The following is a 24,677-nucleotide window of genomic DNA, read 5'->3' as shown; positions in this document are numbered from 1 at the left end:
GGCCGCCGAACCGTCCTCACCAAGGAGCCCCCACATGTCAGATGCGGCCCGCCCCTACCTCGTCTTCAGCGACGTCGACGAGACCCTGATCACCGTCAAGAGCATGTTCGACTTCCTCCACTACCAGCTGGTGCGGCGCCACGGCGCGGCCGGCGAGGAGGAGTACGAGCGGATCACGGCCGTGATCCGCCGCCGCGCCGCCGACGGCACCCCCCGCGCGGACATCAACCGCTTCTACTACGGCCACTACACCGGCGAGTCCGTGGAGGCGATCGGGCGGCTCGCCGACGACTGGTTCACCGAACGCACCGTGTCCACCAGAGGCTTCTACATCGACTCCACCCGCGAGGCCCTGGCCGCCCACCGCGCCGCCGGCGCCGGGCTCGTTCTGGTCTCCGGCTCCTTCCCGTCCCTGCTGGAGCCCCTCGCGCGCGAGGTCGGCGCCGACGCGATCCTGTGCACCCGCCCGCTCGTCGCCGACGGCCGCTATACCGGCGAGGTCGAGACCCCGGTCATCGGCGAGGGCAAACGCGCCGCCGTCCTACGGCAGTTGGAGTCGCGTCCCGACATCGACCCGCGTGACTGCTGGGCCTACGGCGACCACGTCTCCGACCTGCCGATGCTGGAACTCGTGGGCCACCCCGTCGCCGTAGGGGACGACGCGGAGCTGCGCGAGCGGCTGGCCGACCGCGCCCTGGGTGTACGGGCATGACGGGCGGGCGCACGTTCTGCGTGCTGCTGGGTCCCGACGGGGCCGGAAAGTCGTCGGTGATGGGCCGCCTCGCCGGACTGCTGCCCGAGTGGCGGCTGGTGTCGACGGACAGCGCCTTCGTCGCCCCCGAGCACGCCCTCATCCCCAGGCTCCGCCGTGACCTGCAGGACCACCTCCTGCCCGGCCTCGGCGTCGCCTACTCGGTGGACTTCCTGGCCAGCGTCCTCCAGACGGCCGTCGTACACCTCAGGGACCAGGTGCGGGGGCGGGACCCGCGGGTGCCGGTGCTCGTGGACTCGTACTACTACAAGATCCTCGCGAAGTGCCGGATGGCCGGGGTCCGGGACAGCCGGATGTACGACTGGTGGCGGACGTTTCCGCAGCCGGACCGGGTGGTCTACCTCGACGTCTCGCCCGAGGCCGCCTGGCGGCGCCGGTGCGACGGGTCCGGACTCAACGCTCTCGAGTACGACGGAGACGACGGCGACCGGGCCGGATTCGAGCGCTACCAGAGGGACCTGCGCAAGCTGCTGCTGGAGGAGGTGCGCTACCTGCCGGTGACCGTGCTGCCGCAACAGCCAAGCGTCGACCGTGCCGCCGAGGCCGTACGGGAGGTGCTCACCGCGTGAACGCGTCCTCCGTCTGGCACACCCCGGGCCACGCCGACCGCTACCGCGAGCGCGTGTACGCCGAACGCGCGCGGCTCGCCGCCGAGCACACCGACCTGCCGGGCACTCAAAGGCGGGTTCTCGCCGACCTGCTGGAGTTCAACTCCGGCACCGAGTTCGGCCGGCAGCACGGGTTCGGCCGTATCCGCACGATGGACGAATTCCGCGCCGCCGTCCCGGTGCGGGACTACGCCGCCCACGCGCCCCTCATCGAGCGGACCGCCGCAGGCGAGCGGGGTCTGCTCACCGCCGACGCGCCCGAGGTGTACTTCACCAGCAGCGGCAGCACCGGAGCGCACAAGAAGGTGCCCGTCACCCCGCGCTTCATGAGCACCACCTTCATGCCGTTCTACTACGCGGCCTGGGCCCCGCTGATCGAGCACTTCCCCGAGGTGCTCCAGCGGCCCGATGCCGTCCTCAACCTCAAGCACGACCCGCTCACCGCCCTGCCCACCACCGGAGACGGCCGCCCCCATGTAGGCGCCAGCCAGGTCGACTTCGGCGCCCGCTTCGGCGAACCCCTCTCCGCCGAACCCGGCACCGGCGCCCCCTGGGCCGTCCTGCTCGTGCCCACCGACCCGGGCGACCACCTCGAACGCGCCTATCTGCGACTGAGGCTGGCCGTGCAGAGCGAGGTGCGCTGCCTGATCGGCATCAACCCTGCGATGATCGCCGCGGTGCCGCACCAGCTGAACCTGTGGTGGCCGCGCATCGTGAAGGAGGTCCGCGACGGCACGCTCGGCGGACTGCCGTACGGCGCGCCCGACCCCGAGCGGGCGGCCCGGCTGGAGCGACTCGCCGACTACTTCGGGACCGTCCGCCCCGCGCACGTGTGGCCCCGGCTCCGCGCGCTGTTCTGCTGGACCACCGGCGTCGCCTCGCTCTATCTCCCCGCGCTGCGCGAGGAGTTCGGCGGTGACGTCACCGCGCTGCCCGCGCCGGTGGCCGCCTCCGAGGGCCCCACCGGCGTCGCGCTGGACCGGCACGGCTCGGCGGGCAGCCTCGTCGCGTCGGCGTCGGTGTACGAGTTCGTGCCCGCCGACGAGGACCTCCTCGCCGACAGCACGACCCTGCTGCCGCACGAGATCGAGGCCGGCCAGGACTACCACGTGATATTCAGCCACGTCGGCGGGTTCTACCGGTACGCCGTCGGTGACGTCGTCAGCGTCGTCGACCGGGTCGGCGGGGTGCCGCGGGTGGAGTACGCCGGCCGGGGCGTGCGCTCCGACGTGGCCGGGGAGCGGCTGCGGGACGCCCAGGTCGTACGGGCCCTGCACACCGCCCTGCGCTCCGGCGGACTCGGGCTGCGCAACGTGGCGTGCCGGGTGGAGCCGGAGACCGACGACATCCGCCGCTACGTCTTCGCGATCGCGCCCCGCACCCCCTGGCGCCCGCACGAGACCGCCCGCTTCACCGCCGAACTCGACCGCGCCCTGGCGACCGAGTCCGCCGGGTACGGCCACGCCCGCGCCGCCGGGCAGCTGGGCAGGCCCGCCGTACGGCTGCTGGACACCGAGGCGTTCACCCGCGACTGGCAGACGGCAGTGGGCACGGGGATCCGGCCGACCCAGGTGAAGGACCGGCTGTTCCGGCAGGACGAGGCGTTGTGGCGGCGGCTTACCGGGGCGGGGGGAGGGTGAGCGCCGCACCCGTATGGGCGCGGGGCTGCACCGGTACGCGGCTCCGCCGCGTGGGGCCGACCAGCCACACACGACGCGCACCCCCCGCGACGGCGCCACCCGGCCAAGGCGCTGCCGATCGCCCGACTCCCACCGCCCGACAAGGAGCCCCCTCCATGCCCGCACTCGACCCGGTCGAACGCACCGCGCTACTCACCGCCGCCCTCCGGGCCGCGGAGACCCGCCGCCCGGACCGGCTGTACGAGGACCCGTACGCCGCCGGACTCGCCGGGGACGACGGCCCGGACCTGCTGGCCGAGATCCGCGCCGCCACCTTCCCGTCGGACCGCCCGCGCTCCCTGCCCAGCACGCCCGACTACAACGCCATCCGCACCCGTTTCCTCGACGACCTGTTGCAAGAGGCCGCCCGCGCTCCGGAGACCACCCAGATCGTGCTGGCCCCTGCCGGCATGGACTCCCGCGCCCACCGGCTGCACTGGCCCGCCCACATCCGCTACTTCGAGGTCGACCGTCCCTCGGTGCTCGCCTTCAAGGCCGAGCGGCTACGTGGCGTCGAGCCCCGCGTCGACCACCGCACGGTGGCCGTCGACCTCACCGGCGACGACTGGGAGGACCGGCTGACCACGGCCGGCTACGACCCGGCCACGCCTTCGACCTGGCTGCTGGAGGGCCTGCTCTACTACATCCCCGAGGCAGACGCCCGCCGCATGCTGGGGCGGGTCGCCGCGATCTCCGCGCCCGGCAGCAGGATCGCCGCCGACATCGTCAACGCCGCAGCCCTGACGCTCCCGCACATGCGCGGTCTGCTCGATGTGTTCGCGGGCTGGGGCTGCCCCTGGGTGTTCGGCACCGACGAGCCGGAGGCCCTGTTCGCGGAGTACGGCTTCGACGTGCGCGCCGTCCAGCCGGGCGAGCCCGACGCCGACTACGGACGCTGGCCCGACCCGGTGCCGCCGCGCGACGTCGCGGACGTACGGCGGGTCTTCTTCGTGCACGGCCGGCGACGCTGACCATGGCGCCCACCGTGATCGCGGGCGGCGGCACCGCCGGCCTCGCCCTGGCCCTCGCGCTCGGCACGCGCGGCCACCGGGTACGGCTCTTGGAGCGGGGCGAGGCGCCCCCGGACGGACCGGCCGTCAAGAGCGCGGAAGTCTGGCAGCGGCCGACGGTCCCGCAGGCCCCGCACGACCACATCCTCAACGCGCTCGGCGTACGGACCCTGCGCCGCCACGCCCCGCGGGTACTGGACGCGGCGCTGGGAGAGGGGGCCAGGTTGCTCGATCTCAGGACGGCGGCCCCCGGCGAAGTCGCCGACGAGGACCTCCTCACCCTGGTCTGCCGCCGCTCCGTGCTGGACCTGGTCCTCCACCGCGCCGTGCGGGCCCTGCCCGGCGTGACCATCACCCACGACACGACGGTCACCGGGCTCCTTCTCCACGGGCAACGGGTGACCGGTGTCGCCGCGGACACCGGCGAGACGATCCCCACCGACCTGGTCGTCGACGCGTCCGGCCGCCGCTCCGCGTCCCGTTCCTGGCTGGCGGCAGCGGGCCTGAAGGCGCCGCGCGACCTCACCGGTCCCACCCGCCTCCGCGCCTTCGGCCGCTTCTACCGGCTGCGCGACCCCGATGCCCCGCCACCCGGCCCGCTCAACCGGGGCAACGCGGCCGGCGGCATCTGGGGCCACTACTCGGCCGTGGTGCACCCGGCGGACAACGACCTCTTCGCCATCACCCTGGGCACCCTGCCCGGCGATCACGCCACGACGGCCCTGGGCGACCCGGCCGCCTTCACCGCCGCATGCCGGATCTCGCCGTATCTGGCCGCATGGGTCGACGAGGCCGCGGCGGCACCGCTGGGCCCGGTGCGGGTGATCGGCATGCCCCCGAACATCCTGCGGGGCACGCCGTCCGTGACGGGCCTTCTCCAGGTGGGGGACGCCGCCTGTGTCACCGACCCGATGTTCGGCAGGGGCCTGTCCCTGGCCCTCACCCACGCCTTCCGCCTCGCGGAACTGATCGACCGGCAGCCCTACGGCAGTGACGAGTTGAGCCGCGCCGCCGCCGACCTCGCCGACGAACTGCTCCGCCCCTGGTACGAGCAGGCCGCCCACGACTCATGGGCCCGCATCGAGCGATGGCGGGCCGAGACGGACATGCCGCCGACTTCTCAGCGCCCACCCGCACCGCCGCCCGTACCCCCGCACCTGTGGGCGGCGGCGCTCACGGCCGCGGCCACCGATCCCGTCGTGTGGCGGGGAATCGCCCGAGCCCGGACGGGCCTGGGCACCCCCGCCGAGATCTTCGCGGACGACGGGTTCCTGACCCGCGTGGAAGCCGCCCCGGCGACCCCCCTCGTCGGCGCCCGACCGCCCACCCGCAGCGAGCTCCGGCAGGCCCTCGTCCGGAAAGGAGCATGATGATGCCGCCGCGTAAGAACGTCCTGTTGGCCCCGGTCACGGTCACTCCCACCAAACCGCTGACCCCCAGCCACCTCAAGGGCCTGCTGTGGACGGACGTGATGTTCCGGGCCACGGCCCCCCTCGCCGAGGTGACGTACCGCTACAGCCACACCACCTACCACGTCACCGAGCAGACCGTCGGCTTCTGGGAGTACCTTGACCGCTCCCACGGTGAGACCGACTACGCGCAGCTCTCCGAGGAGGAGATCGGCGAGCTGTACGTCCGTCACCGCGCCGAGGAGCGGCCGCGGAGCGCGGAGGTGCTGCGGCCGTACCGGGACGCCGTCGAGCACAGCGGCTGGACGCACCCCGCGAGCGAGCGGTTGCTGAAGCTGTGGGCCGGGCACTACGAGCGGCTCGGCATGCACGACCCCGGCCTCCGGGAGCACCAGCCGCCCGGGCTCGGCCTGGAGGAGATGATCGAGCGTCTCTCCGCCGCCGGACTCGTCCTCGACCAGCGCGCCTGGGGCGGCCCGGTCTACCTCGATCTCACCCGGTACGGCATGCCCCTACGCCGTATCGTCACCTCCGACGGCCGCCCCAACTACCTCGCCTGCGCCCTGCGGGAGCTGCTCCCGCTCGTGCCCTGGTACGACGAGGTCGTCCTGCTCTACGACCGTGAGCTGGACGCCGACTACCAGCTGCTGAACCGCGTCCTGACCCGGCTCGGTCCGACCGTGCGCCGGGTGCCCGTCGGCCGGGTGCCCATCGACGGGCGGATCACCTCCGCCCGGTACGGGGGCTGGCGCGGACACACGGCCGGAGTGCTGCTCGGCGAGGCCGCCGAGACATGCGGCGACGACACCGATGTGCTGCGGCTCGGCACGCGCCTGTACTTCGTGGCGACCCTCGGCCCCGGTCAGCGCGAGTCGTTCCGTCACGACCTGCTGCGCAACTGCCTGACCGTGGCCGCCCGGCTCCTGAAGCGCTCCCGGGCCGCCGTCACGGGCGGCACGGGCGATCTGCTCGACGCCCTCGACCGGCACCGGCGGGGCCACACCTATGTCGACCCCTACCGGCTGACCTGCTCCCTCCTGGGCAGCGGCCGGCCCGCTCCCGATCCCGGACTCCTGTCGGCGGTGTATCTGTGACCAGTTTCCACGAACCGACGGCGCTCGCCCAGACGGTCGCCCAACCCACGGCCTCGCTCGCGCCCACAGCCACGCCCACGGCCGCGTCAACCACCTCGGCTCCCCCGGCTCCAGCCGCCACCACAGCACCCGCGGCCCTCGCCCCTGTCCACCCCTTCTCCGCCGCCGCCCTCCTCCGCTCCGCCCTGGACCGCGTCCGCAACGCCCGCCCCGAACTCGCGGACCGGCTCGACCTGGTCGACGCCCAGGCCCTGAGCGCCCTGCGGGCCGGCTTCCGCAGCGCCGGGGCCGTCGACAGCCAGGTGCTGGCCGTGGTCGTCGTGGGCCGCCTCGACCTGCCCAGCTGGGTGCGCGAGACCTGTGCCTTCGCGCTCGCCCTGGCGCCGGAGGCCCGCGACGCCTGGCGCCGTTCCTTCACCCGTACCGTCCATCTGGCGGGCAGTCCGGCCAACCTGCGCGAGCGGTTCACCTTCGACCATGTCGCGGGCGACGGCTCGATGGCCTGGTCCGGTCCGGCGCCGGGCGCGGCCACGGCCACTCTGCGCCGCCTCCTCAAGACCTTCGAGGCCGGACAGGAGCTGCCCGCGCGACCGGCGGCCACCGTGACCGTCCCGGATGCCGATACCGCGCGCCCCCGCCGCGTCGCCCACCGCGACCTGTACATCGCCACCGCCAAGGTGACCGTCGCCGACGCGCTCATCCACATCAACCACCTGCTCGCCGAGGCCGTCCTGGACGGCCTGATCGCCCCCGGCGACCGTCTGACTCTGCGGTTCGTGCCCCGGCTGACCGGCCTCGCCGCTCCGTTCGCCATGCTCCGCGTCGACACCGACGTCCACCGCCCGGACCAGCTCCAGGCCTACGCCGGACTGACCACGGAGGTCTGACCCATGACCACCCGCACGCCCACCGCCCGTGGAGCCATCCGCCTCGGCGTCCACGGCTCCCCGCACCTCGCCTCCCGCATCGTGGCCGCCGCCGGCCACCCGGAGACGGCGGTGCAGTACGTCCCCTACGAGGTTGCCGAGCCGTTCGCCCCGCTGCGCGCCGGAGCGACGGACATCATGATCGTGAAATACGACCCGCTCGAGCCGGACATCGCGGTCGGCGACCCGGTCGGCTGGGACGGCCGCGCCGTACTGGTCGGCGCCCACCACCCCCTGGCCGCCCGGGAGTCGGTCTCCATCGAGGATGTCGCCGACTACGACGGCTTCCGCTGCCCCGGCGACTTCCCGGCGAACGTCTGGGACCTCGTCGTACCCCCGCACACCCCGCGGGGCCGGGCCATCCGCCGCACCCACACCATGACGACCGTCCCCGCCCTGGTGGACCGGCTCCGCAGCAGCCTGGCGACGCACGTGTCCTTCCAGTCCCTCGACGCGGTCCTGCCCCCGGACATCAGGGTGATCCCGGTGCCCGACCTGCCCTCCTCCCCGGTCGCCTTCGCGTGGCTGCGGGACGTCGAACTATCCGAATGCGTACGGCAGTTCATGACCGACGCGGAAAGGGCGGCCCGGCGATGAGCAGCCCCGTCGTCCTCCTGCACGCCCTGCCCCTCGAGTCGTCCATGTGGGACGAGACCGCCCGCGCCCTGCGCGCCCGCGGCCACGACGTCCTCCCCGTCGACCAGCGCGGTTTCGGCGGCACCCCGCTCCCGGCCGGCGACGCCCCCTCCCTCGACCTCGTCGCCGACGACCTGGCCCGTGAACTCGACCGCCGCGGCCTGGACACGGTGGCCCTCGCCGGCTGTTCGATGGGCGGCTATACGGCGATGTCGTTCCTGCGGCGCCATCCGCACCGCGTCCGGGCACTGGCCCTGTTCGCGGCCCGGGGCACGGCCGACACACCTCGGGCCGCCGCTGCGCGCCTGCGCTTCGCCCACCTGATCCTCGACGACTCCCTGCGCGCCAGGATCGTCACGGACACCGCTGCCTCCCTGCTCGGCGCCACCACCCGCGCGCAGCGGCCCCGGCTGCTGACCCGGGTGACGGACCTGGCCCAGGCGGCCGCACCGCACTCCGTCGCGTGGGCGCAGCGGGCCATCGCCGCCCGCGCGGACTCCCTGGCCGCCCTGCGCGCCACGGACGTACCCGCCGTGGTCGTCCAGGGCGAGGAGGACGAACTCGTGGCCCTCGACGAGGCCCGCGAGACCGCCGCCGCCCTGCCGAACGGCCGGCTCGTCACCCTCCCCGGCGTCGGCCACCTCGCCCCGCTGGAGGCGCCGGAGAGGACCGCGGAGATCCTCGCCGACCTGCTGACGGCGTCCACGGTGCAGGCGCGCCCATGCTGACGGAAGATCACGCCGCCCTCGGCTACACGACCTCCACCGGCCTGGCCTTCACACACGAGGAGATCGTCGACCCCCACTTCGAGGCCTGTGCCGAGGCCTACCTGGACGCCCTGGAGGGCGTCGGCATCCGCAACCGCCGGCATGTGCTGGACGCGGGCTGCGGAAGCGGCGCCTTCCTGCCCCGGCTCGCGGAACTCGTCGGCGAACAGGGCCGCATCTCGGCGCTCGACCTGGCCGAGGAGAACGCCGAACGCGCCGCCGAGCGGATGCGGGACCACCCGGCCCGGGCACGGCTGGATGTGCGGCAGGGCAGTGTGCTCCACCTGCCCTACCCGGACGACACGTTCGACGCCGTATGGTGCGCGAACACCACCCAGTACCTCGACGACGCCGAACTCGCGTGCGCGCTCGCTGAGTTCCGCCGGGTCACCCGGCCCGGCGGGCTCGTCGCCGTCAAGGACGTCGACGGCACGCTGAGCACCGTACGCCCGGCGGACCCGTTCCTGATCACGGACTTCTTCCGGGCGTCCGCCGTAGCGCCGGGGTACGCCCGGCAGCTGCTGCGCGGCCGGGACCTGTACCGGTGGCTGCGCGAAGCCGGTCTGCGATCGGTGCGGCAGCGCACGATCCTCATGGAGCACCACGCTCCGCTGCCCCCGGCTGCCCTGCGGTTCTACGGCAGCGCGTGCGCGCGTTTCGCGCGACAGGCGCGGAGTCTCGGGATTCCGGGCGACTGGGCGCCCTTCCTCGACCCGGACGACCCGGCGAACCCGTTGCGGCATCCGGACGGATACATCAGCGAAGGCAATGCCATCGCCGTCGGGACCGTCTGAGTTCTCACATTGTTTGGTGTGCACTCCAACTACTAATCTGGTGCAACATGAATGAATCGATAAGGAATTCCTCGGCAGGTCAGAGCGGCACCCGGTTCGAGCGCGGCCTCGCCATCCTCGGCGAGATCTCCGGCACGCGTGGCGCCGCCGTCGTCGACTCGCTGGCGGACATCGCTCCGGACCTCGGCCGCTTCGTCGTCGAGTGGGCCTACGCCGACCTCTACGACCGCGCCGGTCTCGACCTGCCGGAGCGCGAACTGGTCACGGTCGGCGCGCTCGCCGCCCTCGGGGACACCGCAGCCCAGCTGAACTTCCACATCGACGCGGCCCTCCAGGTCGGTGTCACCCCGGTGGAGGTCGTCGAGGCGCTCATCCACCTCGTCCCCTTCACGGGCTTCCCCCGCGTGCTCAACGCGATCGGCGTGGCCCGTGCCGCCTTCGCCGACCACGGCGTCACGATCGAGCCGCCGGTCATGGACGACGACCGGGACCGCTACCAGCGGGGCGCCGACAAGTTGGTCGAGATCGACGGGCAGCACGGCCCGGACGTCATCGCATCTCTGCAGGACATCGCCCCTGACCTGGGACGTTACATCGTCGAGTTCGCTTTCGGCGACGTCTACCACCGGCCGTGGCTCCCGCCGCGGCGCAAGCAGCTGGTCACCGTCGCCGCTCTCACGGCCCTCGGCGACACGGCCCCCCAGCTGCGTGTGCACATCGGAGCCGCCCTCAACGTCGGACTGACCCCGGCCCAGATCGTGGAGACCCTCACGCATGTGGCCGCTTACGCCGGATTCCCGCGCGTGCTCAACGCCGTCAGGGCGGCCCGGGACGTGTTCGAGGAGCGGAACATGTCGGTGGACTGACAACCGTCGTGTTCCGTTGCCTGACCGTGAATCCCGTACCGACGAAGGGAAGGCGCTCCCATGACGACGGACGTCGCCGTGGACTTCGGGGCCCTCGGCGAGGACTTCTTCCGGAATCCGCACCCCGTCTACGCCGCACTGCGCGCCCAGGGTCCCGTGCACCGCGTCCGGGTGCCCGAGGGCGCGGAGGCCTGGCTCGTGGTGGGGCACGAGGCGTGCCGGGCCGCCCTCACCGACCCCGGCCTGTCCAAGAACTGGCAGCACGCGTCCCCCGACCTGCCGCTGGCCCGCCTCTCCGCCGGCGAAAACCTGCTCAGCTCCGACCCGCCGGACCACACCCGCCTGCGCGGGCTGGTCTCCAGGGAGTTCACCCCGCGCCGCGTGGCGACCCTCGCCCCGCGCGTAGCGGCCCTGACCGGCGAACTCCTCGACGCCATGCTCGCCTCGCCCGATGCACGAGCCGACCTCGTCGAGGCGCTCGCCTTCCCCCTCGCGATGGGCATCATCTGCGAACTCCTCGGCGTGCCCTCCCTCGACCGGGACTCTTTCCGCACCTGGGCCGAACAGGCCCTCAGCAGCCCGGATCGCGACACCCGCACCGCCGCCACCACCGCGATGACCCGGTACCTCGTCGCCACCACCGACGAGAAGCGCGGCCGCCCCGGCGACGACCTGATCAGCGCCCTCATCCGCACCACCGACGAGGACGGCGACCGCCTGTCCGCCGACGAACTCATCGGCATGGCCTGGCTGCTGCTCGTCACCGGCTTCGAGACCACCGTCAACCTCATCGCCTCCGGAGTCCTCGCCCTGCTCCGTCACCCCGACCAACTCAACGCCCTGTGCGCCGACTTCAGCCTCATCGACAACGCCGTGGAGGAGATGCTGCGCTACGACACCCCGGTCGAGACGACGACGTACCGCTTCACGACCGAGCCGGTTGAGATCGCCGGTACGACCGTCCCCGGGGGCGGCGAGCTGGTGCTGATCGCGCTCGCCGACGCCGGCCGGGACCCCGCCCGCTTCGCCGACCCGGACCGCTTCGACATCCGCCGCGCCACGGGCGGGCACCTCGCGTTCGGGCACGGCGTCCACTACTGTCTGGGCGCCCCCCTTGCCCGTCTTCAGGCCGCCTCCGCCATCACCGCGCTGCTCAGGTGCTGCCCCGGCCTCACCCTGGACACGGTCCCCACGACCCTGCCCTGGCGCCACGGCCTGCTCGTCCGAGGCCCCCGGAAGCTCCCCGTCCGCTGGGTGCGCGCGTAGCCCGGTTGTGCGACCACGTCAACGTGCCCGCGACTCGATGACGGAATCCGTCGGCTGGAACGGGGTCCGCATGATCGAGTAAGAGGGCCGGATCGCCCGGCCCTCCTCTCACACCACCGGACACGCGGGCCCGCATCCGGCGGTTCACCGAGCTGATCTCAACCGTTGCCAGGTCGGCTTGAGCATGCGCAGGCCAAGGTCTTCCCAGTAGGAGTTGGGCAGTGCCCGCTGAAGGACGGGTGAGCCCGCGATCCGCCAGTAGTCCTTGCCGCTGTTCCCTTCCTTGAAACCGCCCATGATTGCCTGCGGGGCGTACTGGCCCGGGGGGCTGCTGGATGTCGTGATGACGTCGGCGGGACACGATGGTGTGCACGCCGGGGACCGCGAATGCGTCGCGGTCCTGGCGGTCCAGTGCGCTGGGACGGCCGTGCGGGTGGTGCGGTACGCCCCGCGGTGGGGAGGCACGCCGCCATGCCGTGGGCAAGACCGTCAGGCACCCGCAAGCCTCACGCGGTGAGGCCTGCGACCTTCGGCTACGTCTCCGACCCCAACGTGCCGCGGACTGCGGAGGCACCGGATCTTCCCGGTCATCTCCCGCAGGGGCACCCCGAACATCGAGGAGGCCCGGGCAAGCTCCGCCACGTCGTCAAGCAGAGCCGTCGCCCTCCCTCGCCGGTTCGACCTCCTCGCCGCCCGCCGGGAACGCCACACCGCACTCCACGACGCCCGCGTCTTCCTCCCCCGTGCGGCCTCATCTACTGGAGACAGCTCGAACAACACAACTCATGATCGCGATACGAGCTCAGAGAACGGCGTGATCCGGTGCGTCACCGGCCGCCGCTTCGGTAGGTGACCGCTGCACACAGGATTCTCTGCACGAGATGATCTCGTCGAACACACTTCGGCCCGGCACCGACCGCAACACACAGGACCTGTCCCGCGGACTCATACCAACTCTTTGACCTGCGATTTCGAGTTGGCGGAGGCTCGCTTCTCGTACCGGTCGGCGACGACGTCATCGTCCGCGCTGCGGGACTCCCGACCACATCGGCACCGGCATCGCCACGAACCACACGTCTGGAGCGGAAAAAACGCTGCCGCATCGTGCCACCTCCCCTTTCGACCGGTTCGGATAAACGGCTAGATATCGCTCTTCGTACCAGAGTGGCTGATTTTGAAGCCATGGTGTTGCCGGGGAATCAGCACACAGACATGATCACCAATCGTAACAAGCTGATCACTCACCCAGGAGCCGAGACGTGATACGTCGAACCGCTCTCCGCGCCATCGCTGGCGTCGCTGTGACCGCGGCCCTCGCCCTGCCTCTCACTCAGGGAGCCCAGGCGGCCACCCCGGAAACCGCCGCCACGATCGCCGCCACGATCAACGCGGAAGACAACACCCCCTTCCGCTGGATGGAACTCGACGGCCTGCAATCCGACTTCCGGTCGATGTGCCCCGCGGGCCACTGTGCGGGCTTCCGGTCTCTGGTCCTGACGGACGACGTCATGCAGCAGGAGTTCGAGGGCCACAAGTTCTTCGTCTACGCCCCGGCCACGGGTGAGTACGGCTTCTTCCCCGACTCGGACATCGTCGTGCGCACGGTCGATCACCCCAGCCAGGTCCGCCTGGTCGACACCGGACTCATCCGCTCCCACCCATGTGTCGAGGTCCGCTACGGCGACCCCGATCGCCCAGACCGGGCCCGCGTCGTCGCCACGGCGACGACCTTGATGTAGCGGGCCGCTCCCCCGGGCGACCGGCCCCGGTGGTCGGACACCGAGTCGTGCTCAGCCGCCCGGCGGCCACCACTGTGACGACATGCCACAACCGCACCGCCGCCGCCTTCTCCCGCGTCCATCGCATCTCCTTCCTCCTCGCGGCGCCGCCCCTCCCGCCTTCGGGGCAACCGACGCAGGACGTGCGTCCAAGGCCCTGAGCGACAGCTCGCCGAACCCCTCCATCGGGTCGTGCCCCTCGCATGCCCCCGTTTCATGAGTTTCACCACAAGGGAGTCATCGATTTTCATGAGCAAACGTCAGAGCTTTCTCGCCGTCGCTGCTTTGGGTGCGGTCGTGTGCACCACCGGATTCATGCCGTCGGCCAGCGGGGCCGACAGCAGCGGCGCCAAGGAAAAGAAGGGGTCCTATGCCGAAACGCATGGCCTGACGGCGGAAGACGTCAAGAACATCAACGCACTAAACGAAAGAGCTCTGTCTCTGAGTCGGCCCGGCAAGTCCCCGGCAGACTTGTCGCCCAGCACCGGCGCGTTCTCCCGGGACGCCGGCAGGGAAACCCCTCCCGCCGAGCCGCTCGACAGGATGCCTGACGCGTACCGAGCCTACGGAGGCAGGGCCAGTACGGTCGTCAACAACTACATACGCAAGTGGCAGCAGGTCTACAGTCATCGCGACGGCAGGAAGCAGCAGATGACCGAAGAGCAGCGCGAGAAGCTGTCCTACGGTTGCGTAGGCATCACCTGGGTCAATTCGGGCCCCTACCCGACGAACAGACTTGCCTTCGCGTTCTTCGACGAGAACAAGTACGAGAACGACCTCAAGAACACCAGGCCCCGCCCCAACGAAACACAGGCGGAGTTCGAGGGACGCATCGCCAAGGACAGCTTCGACGAGAGGAAGGGTTTCAAGCGGGCGCGCGATGTGGCGTCCATCATGAACAAGTCCCTGGAAAACTCCCACGACGAGGCAACCTATATCGAGAACCTCAAGAGAGAGCTCGCGAACAAAAATGACGCTCTGCTCTACGAGGACAGCCGCTCGAATTTCTACTCGGCTTTGAGGAACACACCGTCCTTCAAGGAAAGGGACGGAGGCAACTACGACCCGTCCAAGATGAAGGCGGTGATCTACTCGAAGCACTTCTGGAGCGGGCAGGACTGGTGGAGCTCATCTGAAAAGAGGAAGTACGGCGACCCGGACGCTTTCCGCCCCGACCAGGACACGGGCCTGGTCGACATGTCGAAGGACAGGAACATTTCGCGCAGTCCTGCCAAGCCCGGCGAACGATGGGTCAACTTCGACTACGGTTGGTTCGGGGCGCAAACCGAGGCCGATGCCGACAAGACCATATGGACTCACGCCAATCACTATCACGCGCCCAACAGCGACGTGGGCCCCATGCGCGTATACGAGAGCAAGTTCCGGAACTGGTCCGCCGGGTACAGCGACTTCGACCGCGGAACCTACGTGATCACGTTCATACCCAAGAGCTGGAGCACTGCCCCCGCCAAGGTGGAGCAAGGCTGGCGGTGACGGAACCTGTGGGAGCGGATCGAGCCGCTGTCGCCGAGCAAGGCGGGCAGACCTACGGCCACCGATCGTAAACCGCTCCCGGACCGCCGCCCCTCCTGGGCGCCGGCCTCCCGGACCGCCGCCCAGGAGGCCGGCGAACCCGCCCCGAGGCCCGCAGGCCGTCAGTTGATGAGCCGGATCGGCCTGAGGCGGTAGCGCAGGGCCCGGTCGTACCGCTGCGGGACGACGCACTGCGCGTGGGCGGTGGTGGTCATCGGGGGCCGCCGTTCTCCCAGACGTCGATGAGGTCGGCGATCGCGTCGGGGTTGGCGGCCTCGCCGACCCCGACCCGGCCAAACACGGTGAACACGGGGACCTGGTCACGGTCGGCGTCGAAGACGACGACGCACATCCCTAACCGCTCCAGTACGAGGTCGTAGGGCACGGGGCCGGGGCAGCCTGGAGGACTTCCAGGCCGTCGGCGATGAAGCGGGCCCGTGGAGGGGGCCTGTGGAACAGGTAGGAGTCCTCGGAGGGCCGGCGGTCGCGGGCGGCGTGGAGCTGGTCCGGCGGGATTAGGGCAGCGAGGAAGAGCAGGCCGCGCTCGCGCAGTTCCACGCCGACGGCCCCGAGCTGGCGCGACTGATCGGCGAGTTCGGCGCGCTGCTGCTGGCCGACTACCTCACCGCCTTACCCGATGAGCACGCCGACTGCGAGTCCGCGTACGCGCTGCGGCAACTGGTGACGGTGGCGAGCCGGCACCTCAAGCGGTTCCACCTCCGCGGTCGCGACCTCGCCGACTCGGTACTCCTCGCCGAGCCACGGCCGGAATACCGTCTGGATGAGCAGGTGCGACACGAAGTCGCACGTTTTAACTGGACTGGCATCGAGGGGAGTTGGATAAATGGTTCTGACGATGCTGGTCCCCGACTCGTGTTCAAGTCTGTTCCCACTCTGGCATGCGCCGCTGGCAACGGCGGGGTGTGGAGCCCAGAGGAACGCCGAAGGGCCCCCGCGCCATCAGGGGTTACGGGCAAGGGAAATGGCTGGACGGGCGAATGCGAATGAACCCTCGCTGACACTTCGTAATCCAGAGCCCTCACGCTGGCGGCGCGCCAGGAGGGTGCAGGGACCAGCGCAGACAGGCCGTACGGCCTGGTGGCGCAGGCGCGGCACGGTGCTGCTACCGCGCCGGAGAACACCGCCGTCCCCGGAGGAAAGAGGGCGCCCAACCCAGCCGCGCGTTGAACGTGCGGAACGTGGAAACCCCGTTACGGTCCGGGCGAATTATGCCGGGTAGGCCAATCGTGAGAAAGGTTCAATTCCGTAGCGGGACAGGATGACCCAAGAAGCGAATGCCGGTGGGGCGAAAGCCCAGGTGAACGCGTCCTCGATATCGCGGATCCCCGCCGCTCGGGAATGTATAAGCTGCCGGATAGGCGACTGCCACCGACCTCTTCATCACCCGTTCGGGTGGCGTGGGGGATCCAAGGGGGCAGAGGTCCGTCACCCGAAAGGGTGCTGACGTGGGTCAGGTGAGCCGACGAGGTCACCGCAGCGAGAGCGCAAGAACCGAAGGACAAGTTAGACGCTGGGAGGCACCGGATGAGCGTGGCGGTTAGAACTGCCGTGGCTCCGGAGGGAGCTTCTGCGGTGAACGGACCCGAGGACGAGACCCTCGGCTGGCACGGCATCGACTGGGCCAAGCACGAGGCGAAGGTACGGCGCTTGAGGCAGCGGATCTTCGTGGCTTCGCAGAAGGGTGACACCAAGCAGGTACGCAACCTGCAAAAGCTCATGCTGCGCTCGTACTCGAACACTCTGGTCGCGACCAGGCGAGTCACGCAGCAGAGCGGCGGCCGCAAGACGGCAGGACTGGACGGGGAAACCGCGCTGAACCCGCGCAAGCGGATGCAGCTGGCGGCCAAGGTCCACACCGAGGCCACTCCCTGGAGAGCCCAGCCGGTCAAGCGGGTGTACGTCCCGAAGGCGAATGGGAAGCAGCGACCGCTCGGCATCCCGGTCATCCGTGACCGGGTGCTCCAGGCCCGTGTGAAGAACGCGCTGGAGCCCGAGTGGGAGGCCCGGTTCGAGCCCCGTTCCTATGGGTTCAGACCGGGTCGGTCGGCACATGACGCGATCGAGACGATCTACTCGACGCTGGCGCGCAAGGCCAGACGCGTGTGGATCCTCGACGCGGATCTGTCGGCGGCATTCGATCGCATCAACCACGACTACCTGATGGAGGCTGTCGGAGACTTCCCTGCGAAGGGGCTGATCCGACAGTGGTTGAAGGCTGGCGTGGTCGATCGCGGAAAGTTCGCGGCCACCGAGGAGGGTACTCCTCAAGGGGGCGTGATCAGCCCTCTGCTGATGAACATCGCGCTGCACGGGATCGAGGCAGCAGCCGGAGTGCACTACCGCCCCGTGCCCTCAACCGGCGTTCACGCCGGGAAGGCCATGGTGCGGGAAAGCTCTCCCGCACTGGTTCGGTACGCCGATGACTTCGTCGCGCTCTGCGCGTCGAAGGAAGAGGCAACAGCGGTACGGCAACGGCTCGTCGAATGGCTGGCTCCCCGGGGCTTGTCCCTGAACGAGGAGAAGACGAAGGTCGTCCACGTGGACACCGGGTTCGACTTCTTGGGGTTCACCATCCGGCGCTACCGCAACGGCGTACTACTGATCAAGCCGAGCAAGGATGCTGTCAAGAGGATCCGGAGCCGCCTGACCGAAGAAGTCAGGAACCTTCACGGCACAGACGCCCTATCGGTGATCCGTCGGCTCGCCCCCATCGTCCGGGGCTGGTCGGGGTACTACCGGCACGCGGTCTCTGCGGAGACGTTCACTGACCTCGACAACCACGCCTTTCGGTTGTTGTGGCGGTGGGCGGTGCGGCAGCACCCGTGTAAGGGGCGCGTCTGGGTCAGCGGGAGGTACTTCGGAAGGTTCAATCCGCACCGGAAGGACAACTGGGTGTTCGGGCACCGCGCCAGCGGCGTCTTCCTGGTCAAGTTCTCCTGGACGAAGATCGTCCGCCATGCGGCGGTCAAGGGTTGGTCGTCTCCGGATGATCCTGCCCTGGCTTCCTACTGGGCCGAGCGCCGACGGCGCAGACCGCTGCCACCGCTCAACAAGAGCGAACTGGCACTCGCGGCGAAGCAGAAGGGCCTGTGCCCTCTGTGCGATCAGCCCCTCATCGGGGGCGCTGAGTATGAACCGGGCAACGTCCGAGAATGGATCGCCTGGTTCGACGCAATGAGGAGGACGCTGCACACGCATCACTTCCTCATCTTCAAAACGGCACGGTGGCGGCGATGAGCGAACCAACCTCCGCCTCGTTCACGATCACTGTCACCGGCGTCTCCATGCCACCGAACAGGCGGGCAGAGCTGCCACAGTCCCGAGCCAAACGGCACGGGACACTTCACCGAAGCCGTCACGGCTTGCTTGAGCCGTGTGCCGCGACGAGTGGCACGCACGGTTCTGAGGGGGCCGGAGCGCAGCAATGCGCTCCGGCTACCCGACTCCGGGCTTGAGCTTGCGGGCCGTCACGTACGGCAGCCCGCTGACGTCACAGACGGTGCAGGTGCCATTGATGGCGTGGTGATGCGTCATGGACTTCTTCCGGGGTGCGGGATCTCGGTTGCGGGGGTGTCGGCTCCCCGTGTCCCTGACCGAGTGCTGACCCATGCCGGCATTCCCGGCTGTCAGTTGAAGATGTCCAGGAAGTCCAGCCCCGAGCCGCCGCCGTCGGCGGAGCTGGCCCGCATCGGGCGCGGCTCCGGGTAGGTCGCCGTTGCGGCCCTCGCACGGACGGCGCCCGGCCCGCCGCACGCCGCGACCGCGAACGCGCCGAAGACCTCCGCGAACGGCGCAGGGTCGCGGAACTCCACGCCGTACGCCCGGTCGTCCCGCAGTGGCACCCACACCACCCGGACGGCGCGCGGCCACTGCCGCACCGGCTGGCCGTCCGCGGTCGACTGCCCCTCCAACCACAGCCGCGCCACGTGCAGCAGGTTCACCTCGCCCATCGGCAGCCGCCTGCGCCGAATCCGCAGTTCACGCGTCGTCAGCGTGACCCGCTGGTCCTTCCTCGGGTACCAGGCGACGCCGATCCCGAACGGCACCCACAGCACCACCCCGATCAGCGGCCAGACCAGGGCGTCGCCCCACGACCGGAGCAGCCCGCCATCCACCAGGTACAGGGCCCCGAAGACCAGAACCCACTTCGCCGTCATCCGCCAGAACCCGCTGCCCTGCTGGTACAGGACCCGGCGCTTCCCCATCATCGCCATGCCCGCACACTATCCGCCGCCCCGCAGCTCACCGTAGGCGACCTTCGCCACCGCGGGGGCAGGTGACGTCACTGACTGTTGTTGTTTCGGCTGTGGCGCGAGCGCTTCGTACGTCCATCCCGGATCGGGCCTTTCGTCGGTGGTGCGCGCACGTCCCGGTTGCGGGGGCCCGCGAGTCGGACCGGCGTACGGCTTGCATCCGTGAGTCACTATATCTAGAGTGACACTGAGTTTCATGTATGAGTTAAGAACTCAACATCGACTCTTTGATGCAGCACCTTGTCCGGCACGGGGCGTCACAAAGCCGTGATGCCCACCGCCCGGCCGAGCCCGCCAGCCCAGAGCCGTCCGGCCCCGCCGGCGGACGAACCGCCCAGAGGAGCGTTCACGATGAGCGACGACACGAAGACCGACCTCACCGGCCGCACGGTGGTGGTCACCGGCGCGAGCTCCGGCATCGGCGCAGCGGCGGCACGGCGTTTCGCGGCCCTCGGGGCCACGGTCGCCGTCGTCGGCCGATCGCATGAGAAGACAAGGGCCGTCGCGGCGGAGATCGGCGCCGAGGCCCACCTGGCGGACTACGGACGGCTGGACGACGTACGCCGCCTCGCAGGGGAACTCCTCGCCCGCTACCCCCGCATCGACGTCCTGGCCAACAACGCCGGGGGGTTCTTCACCAGCCGCAAGGAAAGCGCGGACGGCCACGAGCTGACCTTCCAGGTCAACCACCTGGCGCCGTTCCTGCTGACGAACCTGCTGCTGGAGCGCCTCGCGGAGGCCCCCGACGGCTCCCGGGTGCTGAACACCGCCAGCGTGGAGTACCGCAAGGGGCATCTGGACCTGAGCGACCTGGACCGCACCCGCAGCCGCTACCGTTGGCGGGAGGCGTACGCGGCCGCCAAGCTCGCCACCGTCGTCTTCACCCGGGAACTCGCCCGCCGGTCACAGGGCACGGGGGTGACCGCCGCGGCCTTCCACCCCGGCTCCGTCGCCAGCGACGTCGCCCGGGACAACGCCATGATGCGGGCGTTCATGGGGACGCGCCTGGCCAAGGCCATGATGGCCACGCCCGAGCAGGGTGCTGAGCCGCTGCTTCACCTGGCCGGCGCGCCGGACGCCCTCGCCGCCAACGGCGCGTACTTCGACCGCCTCGAGCGCGAGGAGCCCCGGAACTCGCAGGCCACCGACCCCGAGCTGGCGCGGCGCCTGTGGGAACGCTCCACGGAGCTGACGGGGCTGCCGGCCCCCACTTCCGTGTGACGAGGTCCAGGCTGCGGGGCGGGTCGCCGCTGCGGGAACGGCCGCTTCGCCCGACGCGCAGGCACCGCACGTCCTCCGGCGCCCACCCTCCCGGCCGCGGCGACCGCCGGCACGGCGGCGATCGGGTGTGTGGTTCCACCGCGGCAGCCGACCGGGCCAAATAGCCCGTACGACCGCAAACCCGGCCCACCCGGACACACGCTGCGGCACGGACGGTACGGCCCTTTCTGATGCGAAGGCACGAAAGGGGCGGGGACGACGGCACCGGCCCCACGCTCCGCCATGGCGTCCCGGGGGCCGGGGGACGGCTCCCGTGGGTGGATTCCCGCCCGAAGTCGGTGGTCACGCACAGGTGCGAGTGGCCGGGGGCACCCCAGGGGGCTCGCCCGCAGACGGCGTGGTCGATCCGGCGGCACCGAGAACCGCGGCCCCGCTGCCGGGGGGTGACCACGCCGACCGCGCCGCGGCCGCGAAGAGGCGTCTGGTCGATGGACAGGCGGCGCGGGCGCGCTCCTGACGCCCCTGGCCGGCCCGCCGGCCCGCGGATCCCGCCGGCCGGGAAGGAGGCGAGAGGGCGACCGCCCCGCCGACCGGGCTGCGATCTGCGCAAGGCGACTTCGCATCCGTCGCAGCGCACGCCGCCGGGCAGAGCGGCCCCGGTCACGGTGACAGCGCCGCGAAGCCTTCGTCGAGCAGCGCGATGAGGTCGAGACTGCCGTCCGACACGGTCCAATGGTCGACAGCGATGTTCAGACAGTCCAGCGCCGCGGCGGCCTTCACCGACAGCGCCAGGGCCGAGGACCCCGAGGGCCCCGCCCGCTCTGCGAGGGCCTGCTCCAGCAGCGGGTACCACGTACGCTGCCGCTCCAGCTGGCGCGCGCACAGGGCAGGGGTTTCCCGGACGAGGCGGGCCAACGCCAGTGCTCCGTCCGGATCCTGGCGGTAGGGCCCGACGACCACGTCCATCGCGGACCTCAGCGCTCTCCAGTCGTCCTCGTCGGCTGGGCGCGTCCGCAGGGCCTCGGCGATCTGCTCACCCTGCGCGTCGAACGCGCTGAGGGCCGCGTCCTCCTTGGTGCCGAAGTAGCGCAGGAACGTGCTGCGGGACACGCCGGCGGCAGCGGCGAGGTCGTTCACCGTGACGTTCTCGAAGCCCTTCTGCCGGAACAGGTCGAAGGCCACCTCGGCCAACTCGGCACGTACGGCCGCTCGCGCGATGTGCCTGGTGTTCGTACGCGGTGCTCCACTCACCGGGCGTCCCCCGTTTCTACTCGGTGTCGACTTATTCCACGATACTTGGTATCACATGTCGAACCCGATGCCGAATGCAAAGTCAACATTCATATGTGAGGCTCTGCGTGATCACGGGTGCTCGCGGTCCGGTCGTGGCGTGCGCTCCCCTCGGCGGGGAGGTGGCCGCGTGCCCTCACAGTCGGTAGAAGGAGGCCGCGTTGCCGTACATGACGCCGTCCAGGTGCTCTGCGGCCGCCTCCGCCACGACGTCGAGGTCGTCGTCGGCGAAGGGTCGCCGGGCGCGAGTGGAGGGCAGGTCGGAGCCGACCATCAGGGCGGTCGGGTCGACTTCCAGCACGGCGCGGATCGTGTGGAGGACATCGAGTTCGACCCGGCCGAACCCGGAGGCCTTGACGCGGACACCGCGCTCGACGAGCGCCAGGAGGTGCGGCAGCCCGTCCGCGTGCAGGCCCAGGTGGTCAACGCTCACCGCAGGCAGGGCGGCCAGGGTCCCGGCGAGTTCGGGAAGGTCACGGGCATCGACGTAGAGCTCGGTGTGCATGCCTGCCACCTGGTGGACGCGGCGGGCCAGGGCGTCGAGACGCTCCACGGCGACGGCCCCGTCGCGACGCAGGTTGAACCGGATGCCTCGCACTCCCCGTTCCGCCAGCCGGGCGACCTCCTCGTCGGGAAGGTCGTACGGAATCCGGGTGACTCCGACGAAGCCCGGTCTCAGCCGGTCCAGCGCGTCCAGCAGATAGGTCTGGTCGAAGCGCTGGAACGAGCCCGAGACGACGGCTCCGCCGACGACCCCCAGTGCGGCCGTGCGTTCGAGGTACTGCCGGACGGTGAATTCCCCCGGCAGGTAGCCGTCGTTCTCGAACAGCGGGAACCGACGGTCGATCACATGGAAGTGGGCGTCGAAGAACGGGCGTCTGTGCGTCACGCGATTCCATTTCCGGTGAACAAGGGGCCCGGCATCGGCACCAGACCCCGGCCGCTTGCCATTGTCCGCCCGGCAGGTCTCCCCGAGCGCGGGCAAGGGATCACGCACCCGCGTCTGCGCGGCGGGCGCAAGCACGGCAAGCTCGCGGAACCGCGCGGCGGCGCAGGGGCCTCCCCGGGGGCCGACCGCGGGGAAGGCCCAGCGGGGTGGCCTTCTTCCTGCTCATCTACGGCTGCACGCTGGGGCAGGAGCGCGGGTTCGACGACCCGCTGATCCCGCCGATGCTCGGCGCGGCCGTGGTCCTCGGCGTGCAGGAGGCGGGGACGGGGGTGCGGTCCGGGTGGACGGGCTGGTGGCCGTCGCGGTCGGGCTGGCGCTCCCGCTGCTCTGGCGGCCCCTGCCGGCGGCGCGGGGCCACCTCCTGACCGGCGTCCCGGTTTCGTCGGGTGGCCGGCGCGGCGAGCGCGTGCGGAGCGGTCGGGGCGGGGCGGGCACCGGACACCGCCGGCGTCGTCGCCCGCGCCGTCCGGATCGGGGTGGCCGGCGCGGCCCGGCGGGGGCGCCGGGTCGAGTCGGCACGGGGGAACGACGCCGGCCCCGGATGCGTCGCGGCACCGCGTCCGGATGGGTCGGCCTCGCCTCGGACGGCGTGACGGGCAGAGTCCCGAGTGCCCGGTTGGCACACCACTTGTCCTGACGTGCAGTCACCAAATTACTCACGCTGAGTGTTGTCATCTGAATGAAACATTCGGCTACCTAGCGGTAACCAGTTGCGCTGTGCCACTTTTCCGACGCCACCGGCCGGTGTCTGCTTCCCCATCCCCCACCCACACCGCGCTCCCGCACGGGACGAGGTGTGGCCGAACGCTGGAGACAGCCGTATGAAGCGTTCCCTTCGCACCGTGGCCCTCGGCGCCGTGGCCGCCGCCGTCACCCCCCTACTCGCAGCGTCGCCGGCACAGGCCGACACGCGCGACCCGGTCATCTTCGTCCACGGGCTGAGCAGTTCGGCCAGCACCTGGAACACATGGATCGGCAAGTTCAAGGCCGATGGCTACGACTCCTCGGAGCTGTTCACCTGGTCCTATGACTGGAAGCAGTCGAACAAGACCACGGCGTCCCAACTCGCCGCCAAGGTCGAGCAGGTACGCGCGGCGACCGGTGCCGAGAGGGTCGACATCGTCACCCATTCCATGGGGGCCCTCAACGCCCGCTGGTACGTCAAGTTCAACGGCGGCACCTCGTACGTCGACGACTTCGTCTCGGTGGCCGGCGTCAACCACGGCACGGACCTGAGCGTCCTGTGCTCCTTCTACACCTCGTGCTGGGAGATGGTCGCCGGCAGCAGCTTCCTCGGCGCCCTGAACTCCGGGGACGAGACCCCCGGCGACATCGACTACCTGGCCCTGTACTCGACGTGCGACGCCCTGATCAACCCGGACTCGTCGGCGAAGCTGAACGGCGCGACGAACGTGTCCGTCGGCTGCATCAGCCACAACAACATGAACGACAACGCGGGCAACTACGCGAAGGTGCGGGACTTCATCGCCTGAGCCGGGGCCGTAGAGACGGCCCGGGGCATCGCGTCGAGGCGTCAAGGGTGTCCCGCTCCGGGACCCATGTCCAGGTGGGCCTGATGCCGGGGCAGCCGGAGGGGTGGTTCCGGGCCGCAGAGTACGAGTGCGGCCCGGAACCGCTCCCGGTCCCCCGCCCCCGGCCGGACGTTCGCCCTCGCCGGACGTTCGCGCCGGAGTCGAAGGCCGCGGTCACCGGGCCATGCCGGCGGAGGCCGCCCGGTCGGCTCGCGTCGACAGTGCTCCTGCCGGGTTGCGGGCTGGGCATCTGCGGGGTGTCAGCGACCGCGT

25 protein-coding genes are annotated in these 24,677 nt (G+C 70.7%); 19 read left to right on the top strand and 6 right to left on the bottom strand.

The window, feature by feature from the left end:
* Window positions 1-34 precede the first annotated feature (34 nt).
* From QCN29_RS20795 to QCN29_RS20730, 14 genes are all read left to right on the top strand, one after another.
* Window positions 35-712: an HAD family hydrolase gene (locus tag QCN29_RS20795; RefSeq protein WP_279929941.1), complete on the top strand. Its 678-nt coding sequence runs from the start codon at window positions 35-37 to the stop codon at window positions 710-712.
* Window positions 709-1,341: a nucleoside/nucleotide kinase family protein gene (locus QCN29_RS20790; protein ID WP_279929940.1), complete on the top strand. Its 633-nt coding sequence runs from the start codon at window positions 709-711 to the stop codon at window positions 1,339-1,341. The genes QCN29_RS20795 and QCN29_RS20790 overlap by 4 nt, the downstream gene beginning before the upstream one ends.
* Window positions 1,338-3,020 carry a GH3 auxin-responsive promoter family protein gene (locus QCN29_RS20785; RefSeq protein ID WP_279929939.1) on the top strand — a complete coding sequence of 561 codons (1,683 nt, stop codon included), beginning with the start codon at window positions 1,338-1,340 and terminating at the stop codon, window positions 3,018-3,020. Before QCN29_RS20790 ends, QCN29_RS20785 begins: the two co-directional genes overlap by 4 nt.
* A 155-nt stretch (window positions 3,021-3,175) precedes the next feature.
* On the top strand, window positions 3,176-4,030 hold the full coding sequence (locus tag QCN29_RS20780; protein ID WP_279929937.1) for a class I SAM-dependent methyltransferase: 855 nt from the start codon (window positions 3,176-3,178) through the stop codon (window positions 4,028-4,030).
* A gap of 2 nt (window positions 4,031-4,032) precedes the next feature.
* The gene (locus QCN29_RS20775; protein ID WP_279929934.1) at window positions 4,033-5,439 is read left to right on the top strand and encodes an NAD(P)/FAD-dependent oxidoreductase; all 1,407 of its coding nucleotides are present in this window, start codon (window positions 4,033-4,035) and stop codon (window positions 5,437-5,439) included.
* Window positions 5,436-6,572 carry a hypothetical protein gene (locus tag QCN29_RS20770; protein WP_279929933.1) on the top strand — a complete coding sequence of 379 codons (1,137 nt, stop codon included), beginning with the start codon at window positions 5,436-5,438 and terminating at the stop codon, window positions 6,570-6,572. The genes QCN29_RS20775 and QCN29_RS20770 overlap by 4 nt, the downstream gene beginning before the upstream one ends.
* The gene (locus QCN29_RS20765) at window positions 6,569-7,459 is read left to right on the top strand and encodes a DUF6182 family protein (RefSeq protein WP_279929931.1); all 891 of its coding nucleotides are present in this window, start codon (window positions 6,569-6,571) and stop codon (window positions 7,457-7,459) included. Before QCN29_RS20770 ends, QCN29_RS20765 begins: the two co-directional genes overlap by 4 nt.
* A gap of 3 nt (window positions 7,460-7,462) precedes the next feature.
* A complete protein-coding gene (locus tag QCN29_RS20760; protein WP_279929929.1) occupies window positions 7,463-8,095 on the top strand; it encodes a substrate-binding domain-containing protein in 633 nt (210 codons plus the stop codon).
* The gene (locus QCN29_RS20755) at window positions 8,092-8,862 is read left to right on the top strand and encodes an alpha/beta fold hydrolase (protein ID WP_279929928.1); all 771 of its coding nucleotides are present in this window, start codon (window positions 8,092-8,094) and stop codon (window positions 8,860-8,862) included. The genes QCN29_RS20760 and QCN29_RS20755 overlap by 4 nt, the downstream gene beginning before the upstream one ends.
* Entirely contained in the window at window positions 8,856-9,695 is an 840-nt protein-coding gene (locus tag QCN29_RS20750; protein WP_279929926.1) for a class I SAM-dependent methyltransferase, read from the top strand. Before QCN29_RS20755 ends, QCN29_RS20750 begins: the two co-directional genes overlap by 7 nt.
* Before the next feature lie 47 nt (window positions 9,696-9,742).
* Entirely contained in the window at window positions 9,743-10,561 is an 819-nt protein-coding gene (locus QCN29_RS20745; protein ID WP_279929924.1) for a carboxymuconolactone decarboxylase family protein, read from the top strand.
* A gap of 60 nt (window positions 10,562-10,621) precedes the next feature.
* Window positions 10,622-11,827: a cytochrome P450 family protein gene (locus tag QCN29_RS20740; RefSeq protein WP_279929923.1), complete on the top strand. Its 1,206-nt coding sequence runs from the start codon at window positions 10,622-10,624 to the stop codon at window positions 11,825-11,827.
* Window positions 11,828-13,086: 1,259 nt separating this feature from the next.
* On the top strand, window positions 13,087-13,566 hold the full coding sequence (locus QCN29_RS20735; RefSeq protein ID WP_279929922.1) for a hypothetical protein: 480 nt from the start codon (window positions 13,087-13,089) through the stop codon (window positions 13,564-13,566).
* Between the two features lie 288 nt (window positions 13,567-13,854).
* On the top strand, window positions 13,855-15,099 hold the full coding sequence (locus tag QCN29_RS20730; protein WP_279929919.1) for a protein-glutamine gamma-glutamyltransferase: 1,245 nt from the start codon (window positions 13,855-13,857) through the stop codon (window positions 15,097-15,099).
* Between the two features lie 250 nt (window positions 15,100-15,349).
* Here the strand turns inward: QCN29_RS20730 and QCN29_RS20725 are convergent, their stop codons facing one another.
* From QCN29_RS20725 to QCN29_RS20715, 3 genes are all read right to left on the bottom strand, one after another.
* Window positions 15,350-15,490, bottom strand: a complete 141-nt coding sequence (locus tag QCN29_RS20725; protein WP_279929918.1) for a hypothetical protein — start codon at window positions 15,488-15,490, stop codon at window positions 15,350-15,352.
* A gap of 2 nt (window positions 15,491-15,492) precedes the next feature.
* Window positions 15,493-15,696: a hypothetical protein gene (locus tag QCN29_RS20720; protein ID WP_279929916.1), complete on the bottom strand. Its 204-nt coding sequence runs from the start codon at window positions 15,694-15,696 to the stop codon at window positions 15,493-15,495.
* A 72-nt stretch (window positions 15,697-15,768) separates the two neighbouring features.
* Window positions 15,769-15,936, bottom strand: a complete 168-nt coding sequence (locus tag QCN29_RS20715) for a hypothetical protein (RefSeq protein ID WP_279929914.1) — start codon at window positions 15,934-15,936, stop codon at window positions 15,769-15,771.
* 795 nt (window positions 15,937-16,731) lie between these two features.
* Here QCN29_RS20715 and ltrA point away from each other — a divergent pair.
* Together ltrA and QCN29_RS37145 are read left to right on the top strand one after the other, a co-directional pair.
* On the top strand, window positions 16,732-18,396 hold the full coding sequence (gene ltrA / locus QCN29_RS20710) for a group II intron reverse transcriptase/maturase (protein ID WP_318036723.1): 1,665 nt from the start codon (window positions 16,732-16,734) through the stop codon (window positions 18,394-18,396).
* Window positions 18,356-18,529: an HNH endonuclease signature motif containing protein gene (locus tag QCN29_RS37145; RefSeq protein WP_398859606.1), complete on the top strand. Its 174-nt coding sequence runs from the start codon at window positions 18,356-18,358 to the stop codon at window positions 18,527-18,529. The genes ltrA and QCN29_RS37145 overlap by 41 nt, the downstream gene beginning before the upstream one ends.
* Window positions 18,530-18,785: 256 nt before the next feature.
* Here the strand turns inward: QCN29_RS37145 and QCN29_RS20705 are convergent, their stop codons facing one another.
* On the bottom strand, window positions 18,786-19,373 hold the full coding sequence (locus tag QCN29_RS20705) for a hypothetical protein (protein WP_279929912.1): 588 nt from the start codon (window positions 19,371-19,373) through the stop codon (window positions 18,786-18,788).
* Window positions 19,374-19,763: 390 nt separating this feature from the next.
* Here QCN29_RS20705 and QCN29_RS20700 point away from each other — a divergent pair, with 390 nt between their 5' ends.
* Window positions 19,764-20,633: an SDR family NAD(P)-dependent oxidoreductase gene (locus QCN29_RS20700; protein ID WP_318036722.1), complete on the top strand. Its 870-nt coding sequence runs from the start codon at window positions 19,764-19,766 to the stop codon at window positions 20,631-20,633.
* A gap of 660 nt (window positions 20,634-21,293) precedes the next feature.
* Here the strand turns inward: QCN29_RS20700 and QCN29_RS20695 are convergent.
* Window positions 21,294-21,884 (bottom strand): TetR/AcrR family transcriptional regulator, encoded by a 591-nt coding sequence (locus QCN29_RS20695; protein ID WP_279929906.1) that lies wholly within the window; start codon window positions 21,882-21,884, stop codon window positions 21,294-21,296.
* A gap of 175 nt (window positions 21,885-22,059) precedes the next feature.
* Window positions 22,060-22,812 carry an amidohydrolase family protein gene (locus QCN29_RS20690; RefSeq protein WP_279929903.1) on the bottom strand — a complete coding sequence of 251 codons (753 nt, stop codon included), beginning with the start codon at window positions 22,810-22,812 and terminating at the stop codon, window positions 22,060-22,062.
* Between the two features lie 206 nt (window positions 22,813-23,018).
* On the opposite strand from QCN29_RS20690, the gene QCN29_RS20685 reads away from it, so the two are divergent.
* Window positions 23,019-23,237, top strand: coding sequence for a hypothetical protein (locus QCN29_RS20685; RefSeq protein ID WP_279929901.1), 219 nt, complete (start codon window positions 23,019-23,021; stop codon window positions 23,235-23,237).
* Between the two features lie 456 nt (window positions 23,238-23,693).
* Complete coding sequence (locus QCN29_RS20680) at window positions 23,694-24,365, top strand: esterase/lipase family protein (RefSeq protein WP_279929899.1); 672 nt, start codon at window positions 23,694-23,696, stop codon at window positions 24,363-24,365.
* Window positions 24,366-24,677 lie beyond the last annotated feature (312 nt).

The organism is Streptomyces chengmaiensis (assembly GCF_029846775.1).
GTDB classification, from domain to species: Bacteria; Actinomycetota; Actinomycetes; order Streptomycetales; family Streptomycetaceae; genus Streptomyces; species Streptomyces chengmaiensis.
This window is presented reverse-complemented; position numbering and strand designations above follow the sequence as displayed.